Origin of the sequence: Actinomadura hibisca NBRC 15177, assembly GCF_001552635.1 — a bacterium.
In the GTDB taxonomy this organism is placed as follows: domain Bacteria; phylum Actinomycetota; class Actinomycetes; order Streptosporangiales; family Streptosporangiaceae; genus Spirillospora; species Spirillospora hibisca.
The window spans coordinates 83,804-97,475 of record NZ_BCRO01000040.1 but is presented as its reverse complement, the minus strand read 5'-3'; the positions used below and the strand labels follow the sequence as shown (position 1 = coordinate 97,475).

Sequence of the window (13,672 nt, the reverse complement as noted above, 5' to 3'; positions counted from 1 at the left end):
CATGCCCCACCATGAGGTGGTGGTGGTCGGGGCCGGGTTCTCCGGCCTCGGCATCGCGATCGAGCTGAAACGGCACGGCTTCGACGACTTCGCCATCGTGGACCAGCGCGCCGACATCGGCGGCGTGTGGCTGGTCAACACCTATCCCGGCATCGCCGTGGACATCCCGTCGGCCTCCTACTCCTTCTCCTTCGAGCCCAACCCCGACTGGTCGCGGGTGTTCGCGCCCGGCGACGAGCTGAAGCGCTACGCCGACCACGTCGCCGACAAGTACCGGCTCCGCGACCACCTGCGGCTCGGCACCCGCGTCGAGCGCGCCGACTGGGACGAGGACGGCCACCGGTGGCGGCTGACGACCTCCGCCGGGGAGATCACCGCGCGGTTCCTCATCACCGCCAACGGCGTCCTGCACCAGCCCAAGCGGCCCGACATCCCCGGCCTGGACGACTTCGCCGGGAAGGTCATGCACACCGCCGAGTGGGACGGCGACCACGACCTGACGGGCCGCCGCGTCGGGCTGGTCGGCACTGGCGCGTCCGCACTCCAGGTCATCCCGAAGATCGCGCGGCGGGTCGAGCACCTGTACGTCTACCAGCGCACCGCGATCTGGGTGGCGCCCAAGGCCGACTTCCGCATCCCGAAGCCGGTGCGGACGTTGTACCGGCGCGTGCCGGTGACGCAGCGGATCGTGCGCGCGGGCACCAACGCCGTCGTGGAGCTGTTCCTGGTCACCGGCGTCACGCAGAACCGGCGCTACCCGTTCGTGGTGAAGGGCCTGGAGCGGTTGTGCCTGGCGCACCTCAAACGGCAGGTGCCCGAGCCGGACCTGCGCGCCAAGCTGACGCCGACCTACGGCTTCGGCTGCAAGCGGCCGTCGATGTCGAGCACCTACTTCCCGGCGTTCCGCCGCCCCAACGTGGACCTGGTGACGGCCGGGATCGAGCGGATCACGCCCAAGGGCGTCCGCACCGCCGACGGCGTCGAGCACGAGTTCGACACCCTCGTCCTCGGCACCGGCTTCAAGGTGATCGACCCCGACAACCTGCCGCCGTACCCGATCGCGGGCGCGGGCGGCGTGGACCTCGGCGAGCACTGGACCCGCAACCGCTACCAGGCGTATGAAGGGACGTCGGTGCCCCAGGCGCCCAACCTGTGGATGCTGATGGGGCCCTACTCGTTCACGGGCTTCTCCTGGTTCGGCATGATCGAGTACCAGAGCACCCACGTGCTGCGCTGCCTCACCGAGGCGCGCCGCCGGGGCGCGACCAGGGTCCAGGTACGGCAGGAGGCCAGCGACCGGTTCTTCCGCGACATGTTGCGGCGCAGCAAGGGCACCGCGTTCTACAACAACAACTGCGGGACGTCCAACAGCTACTACTTCGCCGCCGACGGCGACGCCCCGCTCCTGCGCCCCACCTCGACCCTGCAGGCCCTCCGACGCTCCAGGCGTTTCGACCTGGACGACTACGCGTTCACCCCGTGACCGCGTCACCCTCGAAAGGAATCCGCACCATGGCCCTTCTCCGTGCCGCCGGGCTCGCCCTGGCCGCCACCGGCGCCGCCCACTTCGCCGCGCCGCAGGTGTTCGAGCCGATCTCCAAGCTGGCCTTCCCGCAGGACACCGCCGCCTGGATCAAGCGCAACGGCGCGACCGAACTCGCCCTGGGCCTCGCCCTGACCACGCAGAAGACCCGCAAGATCGGCCTGGTCGGCACGGCGGTCTACACCGCGTGGCTGGGCGCGCGCACGGCCTACAACAGCAAGAACCCGCAGTAGCAGGGCCGGGGTCCGGCGGCGGCCGGGCCCCTACCTGTCCTTGCGCTCGTCCCACCAGGAGACGATGGCGCGCCGCACCGGCGCGTGGTGCTCGTCGTCCACGATCTTGATGTCGCCCATGACGGCGTGCGCCCGCACCCGCACCACCGGCGCGCGCGCCCCGGCGGCCCCCTCGCGCACCAGGACCCGCCGGTCGCCGAGGACCGCGTAGCCGGTCAGCTCGACCGCAACCCCGTCCGGCACGATGATCTTGACGTCGCCCATCACCGCCGTGGCGACCACCGTCACCTCGCCGGTCGGCACCTGGGCGTCGCGCAGGTCCAGCACGACGTCGCCCATCACCGACAACGCCTCCAGCTCCTGGTCGACCCGGCCGGAGATGCGCTCCTTGCAGTCGCCCATGATCGCGCTGAACCGCCGCCGCACCTGCGCCGGGGCGGGCTGCGCGCCGGGCGCGCCGAGCGCGGGCAGGTCGGCGATGATGCGCTCCAGGTCGCCGCGCGTCACCGCCACGTAGGCGGCCTCGCTGCGCTCGGTCAGCTCCTCGAAGGTGAGCCGCCCCTCCACCGAGGCGATCCGCAGCCGCTCGACCACCGCCTCCCGCTCGGCGTCGGAGGCGCGGACGGATTCGGCGGGCGTGTGCGACCGGCCGCCCGGCGGCTGCGCCGGGGACGGCGGCCGTCCCTGCTGCGGGGTGGGCTGACTCATGATTCCGAAGGTATGCCCCCGGCCACCTTCGGCAATCCGCCGCGCGGACGAGATGTCCCCTCGCCTTCAGGAGGATGCGGGCTTGCCGCAAGAAATGAATTGAGGTTCAATCCTTCCATGCCCTACCGCAGGACCCCCGGAGTGCAGGCGCGCCTGACCGCCTCGCGCGAGCGCATCGTGACCGCCGCGCTGGAGCTGGTCGCCGAGGGCGGCTACCGCGCCTGCTCGGTCGCGGCCGTCGCCGACCGCGCGGGCCTGGCCACCGGCACCGTCTACCGGCACTTCCCCGGCAAGGCCGACCTGGTCGCCGAGGTGTTCCGGACGGCCTCGCAGCGCGAGGTGGACGCCGTCGCGCGGGCCGCCGCGCTGGAGGGCACCGCCCGCGAGCGCGTCACCGCCGTCGTCGAGACCTTCGCGGGCCGGGCGCTGCGCGCGCCGCGCCTGGCGTACGCGCTGCTGGCCGAGCCCGTGGACCCGGCCGTCGAGGCCGAGCGGCTGGTGTTCCGGCGCGCCTACGCCGAGGTGATCACCCGCTACGTCGCCGAGGGCGTCGCGAGCGGCGAGCTGCCCGAGCAGGACCCCGTCCTCAGCGCCACCGCCCTGGTCGGCGCGATCGGCGAGGCGCTGGTCGGCCCGCTGGCCGCGGGCTCGCCCGCCCCCGTCCCCGCCCTGATCCGTTTCGCCCACCGAGCCCTTGGAGTGCAGCCGTGACCACCCACGAGGTCTTCAACCAGGTCCCCCCGCTGACCGGGTACGACGTCGCCGACGACGCCGCCCTCCTGGACGGCCTGGCGCGCGAGGGCGCGGGCTGGGCCGCCGACGAGGTGCACGAACTCGGCCGCCTGGCGGGCACCGAGCGGGCGCAGGAATGGGGCCGTCTCGCCAACGAGAACCCACCGGTCCTGCGCACCCACGACCGCTACGGGCACCGCGTGGACGAGGTGGAGTTCCACCCGGCCTGGCACGAGATGATGACCGTCGCCGTCACGCACGGCCTGCACGGCGCGCCGTGGGCCGACGACCGTCCCGGCGCGCACGTGGCGCGCGCCGCCAAGTTCTACGCCTGGCGGGTGGACGCCGGGCACGGCTGCCCGATCTCGATGACGTACGCGGCCGTCCCCGCCCTGCGCCAGACCCCCGAACTCGCCGCCCAGTACGAACCCCTCCTGGCCAAGCGCGAGTACGACTTCGGCCTGCGCGCGCCCCTCGGCAAGAACGCGCTGCTGGCGGGCATGTCGATGACCGAGAAGCAGGGCGGCTCCGACGTCCGCGCCAACACCACGCGCGCCACCCCGAACGGCGACGGCACCTACTCCCTGGTCGGCCACAAGTGGTTCACCAGCGCGCCGATGTGCGACGTGTTCCTGACCCTCGCCCAGACCGAGGCGGGCGTGACCTGCTTCCTGGTCCCCCGCGTGCTGCCCGACGGCTCCCTGAACCCGCTGCGCCTGATGCGGCTGAAGGACAAGCTGGGCAACAAGTCGAACGCCTCGTCCGAGGTCGAGTACGAGAACGCGGTCGCGTGGCGGGTCGGCGAGGAGGGCCGGGGCGTGCGGACCATCATCGAGATGGTCAACATGACCCGCCTGGACTGCGTGATCGGCGCGGCCGCCGGGATGCGCCAGGGCCTCCAGGTCGCCGCCCACCACGCCGCGCACCGCAAGGCGTTCGGCAAGTACCTGATCGACCAGCCGCTGATGCGCAACGTGCTGGCCGACCTGGCGGTGGAGTCCGAGGCGGCGACGGTCCTGATGACGCGCCTGGCGGGCGCGACCGACCGCTCGGTGCGCGGCGACACGTCCGAGACGGCCTTCAAGCGCCTGGCGCTGGCCGTCAGCAAGTACTGGGTGTGCAAACGCTGGCCGTCCCACACGGCCGAGGCGCTGGAGTGCCTGGGCGGCAACGGCTACGTGGAGGAGTCGGGGATGCCGCGCCTGTTCCGCGAGTCGCCCCTGAACTCGATCTGGGAGGGCTCGGGCAACGTAGCCGCTCTCGATTCCCTACGAGCCATGGTACGCGAACCTCAGACGATCGAGGCGTTCTTCACCGAGGTAGAGCTCGCTGCCGGCGCCAACCCCGCCCTGGACGCCGCCATCCGTGAGGTCAAAGATTCACTCACCGACGTCGCCACCATCGAGGTCCGCGCCCGCCGCGTCGTCGAGCGTATGACCCTCACTCTCCAGGCATCTTTGCTGGTCAGGCACGGTAATCTCGCCATCGCCGACGCCTTCTGCGCCACCCGCCTGGCCGGCGACTGGGGCAACGCCTACGGCACCCTCCCCACCGGCCTGGACCTGTCCCCCATCATCGAACGCGCCATCCCCAAGACCCCTTGACGGACCGGCCGGGAGGGCTGAACGCGGGCCCTCCTGGTCCGTTGCCAACCCGCCTCCGGCAAGATCATTCGTTAAAGAAGCGGCTAAAATCCACCCTCTCCGCCGAACTTGCGGAGTCCTGTGGCGCTCTGTGGAGCGTCTTCGGTGAGCACTCTCCGCAACCGCTTCGAGAGAAGCCGCCAAGCACCCGATCAGTTCGCGCCGGGGCTGGTGACATTGGCATGCTGGGGCGGGTGAGCTACAAGGTCCGCCTGTCCGAAGCCGGGATGCACCTGTTCGACCGCAATACCGGATTGAACATCCTGCTCGACGAGGTAGCAGTGCCGCCAGCTCAGGTCTCGCGTGCTCCCCGGTATCTGTCCGTCGCGCTGACTAATGCCTGTGAACTCCGCTCCAGCTACTGCTATGCGCCCAAGCACGCCGCCATGCTCGAAGCCGACCGCGTGGTCGGCTAGGCGGTCAAGGTCGACGGCACCGGGTGCCTGGGGATCGGCCTGGGAGGTGGTGAGCCGATGGCACATTTCCGCTTCGCCCGGGGTGTGCGGGGATCGCAGGGTCGACGTCGATGGCAGTGACGTTCACGACGCACGGGCACCGGCTCACTCCTCGCCTCGCCGATGCGCTGCACGGCTCGGTGCACTTCGTACGCTTGTCCGTCGACGGTGTCGGCGCCTGGTGCGGAAGAAGGGCATCAAGCCCCTCATCGCCCGCCGCAGCACCCCGCACGGCTCGGGCCTGAGCGCCCAGCGCTACGTCGTCGAGCGCACCATCGCCCTGTTGCACTGGTTCCGCCACCTGCGCATCCGTTGGGAGATCCGCGACGACATCCACGAGGCGTTCATGATCCTGGCCGCAGCCATCATCTGCTGGCGACACCTCGTCCGCTGATTCTGTTAGGACCTCTGAGCGGCCTTGCGCGCCACAGGGGCCGCAAGGACCTGTGCCAGGGTGATCGCACGCTCTTCAGGGCGTGATAGCAGCGTCTCTCTGGGGGCCTCCGTGGTGAGCGGGTCTCCGAGGATCGCGGCCCGCGCGGCAGGACGATACCCGGTGATCTCCAGCGCCTTCTTGTAGCTGGTACCGATCGCTTCGGCTTCTGCGATGATCCACTGCCCCTTCTCGGTCGCGGCGCCCTGCGCGCAGTAGTAGTCCGACCAGCAGTCTGCTTCGAGGAAGCCTGAAACGTCCTGGCCTGGCCGGGTAGCAAGTACCGCCAACCGCCCCCTTGAAGGTTGACGGAGCCCTGTGGAGAAGAGCGCAACCTAACGGGATGCCATGGCGACGCCGCTCCCCTCCCGATTGGGGAACCGCGCCGACCCCACACCCCCAGGGACGCCACTGGCACACCATCAAGATCAAGGCACTCCCGGCGAGCGACCGCCATGAGGTGCGGCCAGTGCCATCTGCCCCGGATCAGCCCTCTGCGTTGACCAAAAATTCTCGTGAGTGTAGATTCCTGCCACGTCTCCCACCGAGGAGAACTCGTATTGACTCTTGTCCGGTACGAAACGTTCAGGCGGACCGCTCAACCAGCCGGTACCGCCTGAACAACTTCCTTCAGCCCAGAGAAAGAGGCACTCCTCTGATGCACCCGACAAATTCAACAAACCAAGTTCGCAAGAGCCGGAACCACAAGCACGAGGTCACCTACAAGATCCAGGTATGGGAGTGGATCAGTGTCCGGCACGGTTCCCAGGGCGACACCTTTCGCGTGGTGTGGCTGGTCGCCGGCCACCGACGAGGCCGGAACTTCCGCTCTTACAGCCTTGCCAAGGCTTTCCAGGACATGCTCGTGGTCGCCAGCGGCGAGGGTCAGCCGTTCGACACCCGGACTGGAATGCCGCTCTCGATCGCCGCCCGGCCGCGCCGCAAGACCCGGCGCCGTCGTCACGAGAACGTGGAGGGCCTGCTTGACTGACCCCCTCTTCGACGACATCGTCGAACAACTCGTCGACGCAAGCGACGGGCAGGCTCTGATCGCGGACGGCTTTGACCCGGCCTTGATCGGGCTTGCGGAGGTATGGAGCGCCGCTGGCCGTTCTGTCGTGGCCCTCTACGACCTCTCTATCTGCCTCACAGTCCTCACGGACGCAGGGATGGAGGTCGAGGAAGCGGCCGAATACATCGACTACAACGTGACCGGGGCCTACGTTGGGCCCTCAACCCCGGCATTCGCCATCATCCGCCGCCCTCCCGTGGTGGTGGATCGAGACTCATAGAAGATCGTTAGTCCCTGAAAGCCCGGCGCATCTGTCACGGATGTGCCGGGCTTTTCGGCGTCTTGGGAGTGTTCGGCTGCGGTTCCCCGGGGGCGGACGGCCCTGCCCGGCTCTCCAGGCTGCGTCCCCCTTGCCGTGCCCTCAACCGGCTCTCGCTGCGCTCGTCCCTGGCGGCCCACAGATCTTTTCCCTTCGGGAAAAGATCTTGGCCCGCCCGGACCACCGGTTGCGGTCCCGCCTGCGGGCGCCGCGGGCGCCTTGAGCCGGGCAGGGACCGTCCTTGTGTCCCCCGGGTCACCGCAGAAAAGCGGGACTCAGGCCAGCCCGGCGCATAGGTCGCCTGGAGGGCACGTGAGTGAAGTAGCCGTCATCGACTCCGAGGTCGAAGTCTTGGAAGAGCGGGTGGTTGAAGCCCCCGATCTGGAAGCGGTCGAGTCGGATCCGGTCGATCAGGTCCTCAGCCCGGAGCAGCGGCATCGGGAGGTCGCGGCGTACACCGCCCGGCCGATGATCCCGGTGGAGCTGCTGATCAAGCATCCGGACAACGTCCGCGAGGACGCGCAGGCCGATACCCAGCTCTGCCGGTCGGTCGCCCAGCTCGGCATCATCACCCCGCTGCAGATCACGTTCGAGCCGGACCGGAGCGCTTTCCGGGTCGTCGACGGAAACCGTCGGCTGGACGCCGCGCTCAAGGTCGGGTTGGAGAAGGTGCCGTACACCTTCAACACCGAGACCGTCGACAACGAGGGCCTTCAGGCCCTCCACATGCTGGTCACCAGCCGCTACCGGGTCGGCCTCACGGTCAAGGAGGAGGCCGCCGCGCTTTTTCGGGCTTTTGAGCTCGGGATGACCCAGACCGACATCCGCAAGGCCACTGGGTTGAAGGCCGCCGAGGTCAAGGCTGGCATCCGTGCCGCGACGCTCACGCCGGAGCACCACAAGACCCTGGAGAAGGTCGGCTACGAGTGGACCATCGAGGATCTGTCGGTCCTGGCGCAGTACAGCGAGGATGAAGAGATCATGGACCGGCTGCTGCGGTCCCGGAACCAGTGGAACCCCGCCCCGCTGAAGTACACCGTGCAGAAGCTGCTGGAGGAGCGCAAGCAGCAGGCCCGCAAGGCTGAACTCCTGGCCGAGCTGAAGGCGGCCGGTGTCCAGGTGGCGTACGAGCTGCCGCGCAAGGGCGCCTATCTCAACGAGCTGATGAACGGCACCGAGCGGATGGACGCCGAGGCTCATGCTTCCTGCCTCGGTCGCGGTGTGGTCCTGTCCCGCTGGTCCGACAGCGAGCCCAAGTACTTTTGCGACAACCCGGTCAAGCACAAGCACGTGTGGGCCGCGACCGGCACGACCAACAAGCCGAAGACGACCCGCCCGGTTCCGGTCGGGCAGGAGGGAACGGTCGAAGAGGCCGATCCCCGTATGCCCCACAAGATCGTTCGCGAGGGCAACGTGGCGTGGCCGGCGGCGGCCCGCGTCCGCTGCGAGTTCCTGGCCGAGTTCCTGAAACGGCCCACCCCGCCGAAGGATCTCGTGCGGACCGTCGCGGAGTTCGTCGCGCTCCAGTACCTGACGATGCCCGAGCCGCTGTGCAAGAAGCTGAGCGCGGCCAAGAACTCGCAGCTGTTCGGGATGCGGAACCGGGCGCGGGCGATCGAGGCCGGTACCGCGGCCGAGCGCGCTTCCCTGCCGGGTCTGTGGATGCTCGCGCTGGCGCCGATCATCAACGCCTACGAGCAGGAGATGAGCGATGACCACGGGGTGCGCCGCGATACCTGGCGGGAGGAGAAGTACAGCCCGGTCGGCTTCGCCGACGCCGGAGCCTACCTGCGGTTCTGCATCGCGATCGGTGCCAGCCAGGGGTGGGAGCCCAGCCCGATCGAGCGGGCCGTCGCCGAGCAGCGCCCCTATCTCGGTGACGAGGCCGAGGCCGCGGCGTCCAAGCCCGCCGAGAACACCGACGGACAGGCCAGTCCCGAAGAGCTGCCGGGCTCCGAAGCCGTGACCACGGCCGACGACGAGCCCCGCGACGAGCCCGGCGACGAGGCGCAGGACCTGTCCGGCGAGGACGACCAGGTCGCCGAGGAAGGCGATCTCGACCACACCGAGCCGCAAGCCGTAGCCGCCTAAGCCCCTCCGTCCCCGAGGGCAGCCGCATCCCGGTGCGGCTGCCCTCCGCCGTCTCTACCCGAAAGACCTTCATGCACGATCTTCTTCCGGCGGAGCCAGCACTGATCGACGCCCACGACGCGCTGTCGGTCGCGCTGACGCTCATCGGTGATTACGACTACCTCGACCCCCAGATCACGCCCGCCGACATCGACCGGCTCGCACTCCGCACCCAGATGATCTCCGCCCGGCTGGGCGGAATCGCCGAGGCGCTCATCCAGCTCACCCTCCGCGCCATCCGGGACGACGCCTCCGGCACCGGACCGGGCATCACCAACCTGCCTGCGGCCATGACCGCCCGCCACCATCTCGACTCCGCCAGGGAGAACCTGCGGAACATTCCCGACGCGCTCGGCAGCGCCCGTCAACACCTTGTGCTGGCCGGCCAGTCCACCTCGGCCCGCTCCGGGGAGGAACTTGAGAATGCCTGACTACACGATCGTCTGGGAGACCGAGTGTCAGGCGATCAACCCGCGCGAGGCCGCTGAGCAGGCATGGCGGATGCGCAGTGCCCCTGGCTCGATCGCCAACCACTTCCTGGTCACCAATCCCCGGGGCGAAACCGTCACCGTCGACCTGGCCGACGAGGAGTCCGCCGAGCTCCCGCCGGTCGACAGCACCCAGCGGTTCGGCGGCCCGGTCCGGCTCGGGCTCGTCTACGCCACCAACGACAGGCCCGTAGACCTGGCCCTCATCGAGGAGCCGGTGCGCAGGGCGGTGACGGCCTGATGCGGTTCTTCCTCGGCACCCACCAGCCCTCGTGGCTGCGGCACGTCCGCGTTCCGCTGTATGTGTCCCAGCACGCCCTCTCCCCGCTGGTGTCCCTGCCCCGCCGACTCCAGGGCGCTGTGTGGGCGTTGGATTCCGGCGCCTACACCGAGCTGACCGCGTTCGGCAGGTGGCGGCTGGACGCGCCCGCCTACGCCAAGCTCGCCCGCCGCTACCACGACGAGATAGGCCCGATGTCGCACTGCGCGCAGCTCGACTGGCCGTGCGAGGACGCCGCCCTCAAACAGACCGGCCTGTCGATCGCCGAACACCAGGCAGCGACGATCCGGAACGGGCTTGATCTGCGGGAACGTGAGCCGGAGCTGCCGTGGATGATGGTGCTTCAGGGCGTCCGCAGGGGCGACTACCTTCGGCATCTCGATCAGTGGCTCGCCGCCGGCATCGACCTGACCAAGGAGCCGATCGTCGGTCTCGGATCGGTCTGCCGCCGCGGCAACACCATCTCCACTGCCCTGCTGATCGACGAACTCGCCGGGTACGGGATCAAGCTCCACACCTTCGGCTACAAGATCCAGGGTCTCCTCGCCTCCGCTGACAAGATCGCCTCAGCCGACAGCCTGTCCTGGTCCCGCACCGCCAGGTGGGAACAAGTCCGTATCCACGGTCACGATCACCCGGGGCACTGCGGGAACTGCTTGCCCTACGCGCTGGACTGGCGCGAGACGCTCCTGGACCAGGTCCAACGGCACCACCCCGGTCATGTCGAGGACCTCGACCTGATCAAGACCGCGCTGGCGGAAGCCGCATGACGATCTTCAAAGAAGGCGTTCGGGTTCGCTGGCGCGAGACCGGCAAGACCGGAACGTGCACCGGCTGGTGGAGGCACCAGGAGAACGAGGACGGCGGCTCCACCGTCTACTCCGCCGAGCTCGACGAGGGCGGATCCGAGGTCTTCCTGGCCTGGGACGTCGACCTCATCCAGGAATCGGGCACCGTCACCCTGGCCTGGGAGCGCACCACCGTCCATTACTACGAGGCCGTCATTGCCCTGGATGAGCTGCGCGACTACTGGAAGCGCGACAACTTCGGCCACAGCTTCCCTCGGCTGACCGCCTCCTCCGCTCCTGGAGGGCCCAAGCGGCGCCCGCCTTCGGGAATGGCTCCTCGACTACGAGCCAACCGGCAAGGCCCGTCGCGAATACGGCACCGATCCTGGCGGGCAGGTCATTCGCACCGTCCGGGTGAACGATCCTGGCCCGCCGTCCCGGGACGAGCGGTGACGACGACTCCGGCCATGACCACCGCCCAGCGCATCCGGCCGGTCCGGCTGGTCCTGTCCAGGGGATCTGACGGGCAATACAAGATCATCTTGCAGGGTTCGGGTCGAGTCCAGTTCTGGGACCTAGCCCGAGCGTTGGCCGCATGGGCGGCCATCGAGGACACCGACGTCCGCGATCTGCCCGCCCACCCCGGCGAGCAGTGGGCGCTCATTCGCATCCACGCAACCATGTGGGAGCTCGGCCTGGACTGCATCTCCGCCTGGCCCACCCCCACCAGCGACAACGACCGTGCCGCCGTCGCAACCTGGGCCTGCACTGCGGTCTGGCGCATATGGGGCGCCACCTTCGCCATCCCAGCAGCCGAACTCGACGCGGCCCTGAACACCTACACCGATCCCTTCTACAACCACGCCTGGACTGACCCGGCCCGCCCCAACTCGTTCAGCGCCCCGCCCACTCCGGGCGGGGCGCTTCTTCATCCCGGCAAGAAAGGAGCACCGTTTTGATCGTCATCAGCCACACCTTCGAGACCGGCACCGTCGTGTACGGCACCAGCCGCAACGACAGCACCGCCTCGATCATCCATCAGATCGGGTTCCGTCCGTCCAACTCCCTCCCCGAGCATCCTGAGCACGGCGATGCGTACTGGTACGTCCCCTCGACCCGGCGGCACCTGGCCAAGACCGACAAGATCGACCGTTGCGCCGAAGCGCTGCGCGAGGCTGACTACGACGTCACGGTGGAGATCGACCACACCACCCTGCCAACCACCCCGTTCGCCGAGCTGGAGCAGGACCGCTACGACCGGGCCAACGCCCGCGCCGACCGCCTCGATGGCTGGGCCCAGAGCGCCTCCGCCAAGGGCGAGGCGATGATCGCCCAGGTCGACGAGGAACGCAGCCACATCCCCCTGGGCCAGCCCCATCTCATCGGCCACCACTCCTTCAACCGGACCGTCCGCCAAGAGGAGAAGCGCAACGCCAAAGAGCAGCGGGGCTTGGAGCATGTGCGGCGCGGCCGACACTGGGCCAAGCGCGCTGAGGACGCCGCGACCTACCAGAAGGGCCGCGAAGCGATCAGGACGACGATCAACCGGATCGACCGGCTGGAAGCCGAGGTCCGGCGCCTGAAGCGGGAGATGCTCCCGCGCGAGGACTACTGGACCATCTGGCTCGGAGGGCTCGGCTACCGACGCCAGCGCGAAAGCTTCCGGGACAGGTTCGCCCAGCTCCCCGTGGGCTCGAAGATCCTGGCGCTGGACCTGCGACGCAACCTCGCGAAGATCCAGATCGTCCGCAGCGAAGGTTCCCTCGCCATCTGCGCCGCGCTCGTCGCGATGCGCGAGGAAGAGATCACCTACTGGAAGAGGCACCTGGAGGAGACCCGCGCCGCCAAGGGCATCCGCGTCTGGACCCGCGAAGACTTCGCCGTCGGCGACTTCGCCAAGGTCGGCACCCGGTTCTACGAGATCGCCCGCCGCAACCCCAAGACCCTCACCGTCCACAACGGCGTGAACACCCACCAACTCAAGATCGTCACCAGCGTCAACGCCCGTAACGCGGCGGGCGGCCCCGGCTGGAAGAACAAGATCACCTACACCGAGGTGACCGGGAAGCTCACCGCCGCTGAAGCGCGCTCCCAGCATCCCGACGCCTTCCAGGAACAGTCTCCCAACCCCGGCGCGCCCTCCGGGAGCGCCGCATGAACCAGCAGGAGCAGGAGCTTTACGAACTGGAGCACAGCGACCGATTCCAGCTGCACATCCAGGCCGCCGCCGTCGCGGATGGGGCCTGGCACATGGCGCTGGCTCTCGGTAACCCCGGGGCCGGCCAGCAGGAGCGGTTCTTTGAGATCAGGAAGCGGCTGGAGCGTCTGTACTGCAAGACCAACGGCTGGACGCCCGGCGACCTGACGGAGTACCAGCGGTTGTTCATCGCCGAACGGATCGCCGTCGAGACCGTGCGCTTCCTGGCCGCCTCCGTCCTCGCCGCACGCAACGAGCTCACCAGCGACTTCCCTTTCAAGAAGTGGATGACCGCCCATGCCCAAGTCGAGGCCGACATCGCCGAGGGCGGCCAACTCCCCCGCTATGAGAAGACGCCCCTGGAGCGGGCACGGATGCTGGTGATGGCCGTCGAGAACGCGAGCGACGAGTTCGAGTGGCTGCGCTATCGGCTGAAGGGGGACGCGTCCTGCCTGACCGAAGAGCAGCGGGACGGACTCCGCGGCACTCTCCAAGGGGCCCGCGGCTGGATCGACGAGATCGTCGGCCTCATCGGCGCCGTCCCTGCGGAGGGCGCGTGATGTCCTTGCCGGGAGCGGGCTCTCGCGTCGCGCATGTGATCCAGTGGTCGGGCGGGATCAGCTCCTGGGCGACCGCACAACGGGTCGCCGCCGAGCACGGCGTCCAAGACATGGTCCTGCTGTTGCGGGAAAGCACCTAGGTTCCGCCTCG

The 13,672-nt window shown here is 69.0% G+C and carries 18 protein-coding genes; 16 read left to right on the top strand and 2 right to left on the bottom strand.

Going from position 1 to position 13,672, the window contains the following annotated elements:
* Window position 1: 1 nt before the first annotated feature.
* Entirely contained in the window at window positions 2-1,483 is a 1,482-nt protein-coding gene (locus AH6_RS19770; protein WP_067481921.1) for a flavin-containing monooxygenase, read from the top strand.
* Window positions 1,484-1,512: 29 nt separating this feature from the next.
* Window positions 1,513-1,776 carry a DoxX-related protein gene (locus AH6_RS19765; RefSeq protein WP_067481919.1) on the top strand — a complete coding sequence of 88 codons (264 nt, stop codon included), beginning with the start codon at window positions 1,513-1,515 and terminating at the stop codon, window positions 1,774-1,776.
* Window positions 1,777-1,806: 30 nt separating this feature from the next.
* Here the strand turns inward: AH6_RS19765 and AH6_RS19760 are convergent, their stop codons facing one another.
* Complete coding sequence (locus AH6_RS19760) at window positions 1,807-2,484, bottom strand: DUF1707 SHOCT-like domain-containing protein (RefSeq protein WP_083983204.1); 678 nt, start codon at window positions 2,482-2,484, stop codon at window positions 1,807-1,809.
* A 117-nt stretch (window positions 2,485-2,601) separates the two neighbouring features.
* Here AH6_RS19760 and AH6_RS19755 point away from each other — a divergent pair, with 117 nt between their 5' ends.
* The 4 genes from AH6_RS19755 (at window position 2,602) to AH6_RS19740 (ending at window position 5,708) form a co-directional block, all read left to right on the top strand.
* Window positions 2,602-3,195, top strand: a complete 594-nt coding sequence (locus tag AH6_RS19755) for a TetR/AcrR family transcriptional regulator (protein ID WP_067481917.1) — start codon at window positions 2,602-2,604, stop codon at window positions 3,193-3,195.
* A complete protein-coding gene (locus AH6_RS19750; RefSeq protein WP_067481915.1) occupies window positions 3,192-4,820 on the top strand; it encodes an acyl-CoA dehydrogenase family protein in 1,629 nt (542 codons plus the stop codon). Before AH6_RS19755 ends, AH6_RS19750 begins: the two co-directional genes overlap by 4 nt.
* Before the next feature lie 233 nt (window positions 4,821-5,053).
* Window positions 5,054-5,275: a hypothetical protein gene (locus AH6_RS19745; protein WP_157431588.1), complete on the top strand. Its 222-nt coding sequence runs from the start codon at window positions 5,054-5,056 to the stop codon at window positions 5,273-5,275.
* Window positions 5,276-5,495: 220 nt separating this feature from the next.
* Complete coding sequence (locus AH6_RS19740; RefSeq protein WP_083983202.1) at window positions 5,496-5,708, top strand: transposase; 213 nt, start codon at window positions 5,496-5,498, stop codon at window positions 5,706-5,708.
* Between the two features lie 5 nt (window positions 5,709-5,713).
* On the opposite strand, the gene AH6_RS19735 is transcribed toward AH6_RS19740, so the two are convergent.
* Entirely contained in the window at window positions 5,714-6,037 is a 324-nt protein-coding gene (locus AH6_RS19735) for a hypothetical protein (protein WP_067481911.1), read from the bottom strand.
* 368 nt (window positions 6,038-6,405) lie between these two features.
* On the opposite strand from AH6_RS19735, the gene AH6_RS19730 reads away from it, so the two are divergent.
* The 10 genes from AH6_RS19730 (at window position 6,406) to AH6_RS43880 (ending at window position 13,661) form a co-directional block, all read left to right on the top strand.
* Window positions 6,406-6,738: a hypothetical protein gene (locus tag AH6_RS19730; RefSeq protein ID WP_067481909.1), complete on the top strand. Its 333-nt coding sequence runs from the start codon at window positions 6,406-6,408 to the stop codon at window positions 6,736-6,738.
* The gene (locus AH6_RS19725; RefSeq protein ID WP_067481907.1) at window positions 6,731-7,039 is read left to right on the top strand and encodes a hypothetical protein; all 309 of its coding nucleotides are present in this window, start codon (window positions 6,731-6,733) and stop codon (window positions 7,037-7,039) included. Before AH6_RS19730 ends, AH6_RS19725 begins: the two co-directional genes overlap by 8 nt.
* 351 nt (window positions 7,040-7,390) lie before the next feature.
* Entirely contained in the window at window positions 7,391-9,169 is a 1,779-nt protein-coding gene (locus tag AH6_RS19715; protein WP_157431587.1) for a ParB/RepB/Spo0J family partition protein, read from the top strand.
* Window positions 9,170-9,201: 32 nt separating this feature from the next.
* Window positions 9,202-9,639, top strand: a complete 438-nt coding sequence (locus AH6_RS19710; RefSeq protein ID WP_157431586.1) for a hypothetical protein — start codon at window positions 9,202-9,204, stop codon at window positions 9,637-9,639.
* Window positions 9,632-9,937: a hypothetical protein gene (locus AH6_RS19705; protein ID WP_067481898.1), complete on the top strand. Its 306-nt coding sequence runs from the start codon at window positions 9,632-9,634 to the stop codon at window positions 9,935-9,937. The genes AH6_RS19710 and AH6_RS19705 overlap by 8 nt, the downstream gene beginning before the upstream one ends.
* The gene (locus tag AH6_RS19700) at window positions 9,937-10,746 is read left to right on the top strand and encodes a deazapurine DNA modification protein DpdA family protein (RefSeq protein ID WP_067481897.1); all 810 of its coding nucleotides are present in this window, start codon (window positions 9,937-9,939) and stop codon (window positions 10,744-10,746) included. The genes AH6_RS19705 and AH6_RS19700 overlap by 1 nt, the downstream gene beginning before the upstream one ends.
* Entirely contained in the window at window positions 10,743-11,723 is a 981-nt protein-coding gene (locus AH6_RS19695; protein WP_067481895.1) for a hypothetical protein, read from the top strand. The genes AH6_RS19700 and AH6_RS19695 overlap by 4 nt, the downstream gene beginning before the upstream one ends.
* A complete protein-coding gene (locus AH6_RS19690) occupies window positions 11,720-12,922 on the top strand; it encodes a DUF3560 domain-containing protein (RefSeq protein ID WP_067481893.1) in 1,203 nt (400 codons plus the stop codon). Before AH6_RS19695 ends, AH6_RS19690 begins: the two co-directional genes overlap by 4 nt.
* A complete protein-coding gene (locus AH6_RS19685; RefSeq protein ID WP_067481891.1) occupies window positions 12,919-13,521 on the top strand; it encodes a hypothetical protein in 603 nt (200 codons plus the stop codon). The genes AH6_RS19690 and AH6_RS19685 overlap by 4 nt, the downstream gene beginning before the upstream one ends.
* Window positions 13,521-13,661: a hypothetical protein gene (locus tag AH6_RS43880; RefSeq protein ID WP_157431585.1), complete on the top strand. Its 141-nt coding sequence runs from the start codon at window positions 13,521-13,523 to the stop codon at window positions 13,659-13,661. Before AH6_RS19685 ends, AH6_RS43880 begins: the two co-directional genes overlap by 1 nt.
* Window positions 13,662-13,672: the final 11 nt, after the last annotated feature.

Coding starts and splice junctions, on each gene's coding strand:
- AH6_RS19770 (WP_067481921.1), top strand. CDS start 2: ATGCCCCACCATGAGGTGGTGGTGGTCGGGGCCGGGTTCTCCGGCCTC.
- AH6_RS19765 (WP_067481919.1), top strand. CDS start 1,513: ATGGCCCTTCTCCGTGCCGCCGGGCTCGCCCTGGCCGCCACCGGCGCC.
- AH6_RS19760 (WP_083983204.1), bottom strand. CDS start 2,484: ATGAGTCAGCCCACCCCGCAGCAGGGACGGCCGCCGTCCCCGGCGCAG.
- AH6_RS19755 (WP_067481917.1), top strand. CDS start 2,602: ATGCCCTACCGCAGGACCCCCGGAGTGCAGGCGCGCCTGACCGCCTCG.
- AH6_RS19730 (WP_067481909.1), top strand. CDS start 6,406: ATGCACCCGACAAATTCAACAAACCAAGTTCGCAAGAGCCGGAACCAC.
- AH6_RS19705 (WP_067481898.1), top strand. CDS start 9,632: ATGCCTGACTACACGATCGTCTGGGAGACCGAGTGTCAGGCGATCAAC.
- AH6_RS19700 (WP_067481897.1), top strand. CDS start 9,937: ATGCGGTTCTTCCTCGGCACCCACCAGCCCTCGTGGCTGCGGCACGTC.
- AH6_RS19695 (WP_067481895.1), top strand. CDS start 10,743: ATGACGATCTTCAAAGAAGGCGTTCGGGTTCGCTGGCGCGAGACCGGC.
- AH6_RS19685 (WP_067481891.1), top strand. CDS start 12,919: ATGAACCAGCAGGAGCAGGAGCTTTACGAACTGGAGCACAGCGACCGA.
- AH6_RS43880 (WP_157431585.1), top strand. CDS start 13,521: ATGTCCTTGCCGGGAGCGGGCTCTCGCGTCGCGCATGTGATCCAGTGG.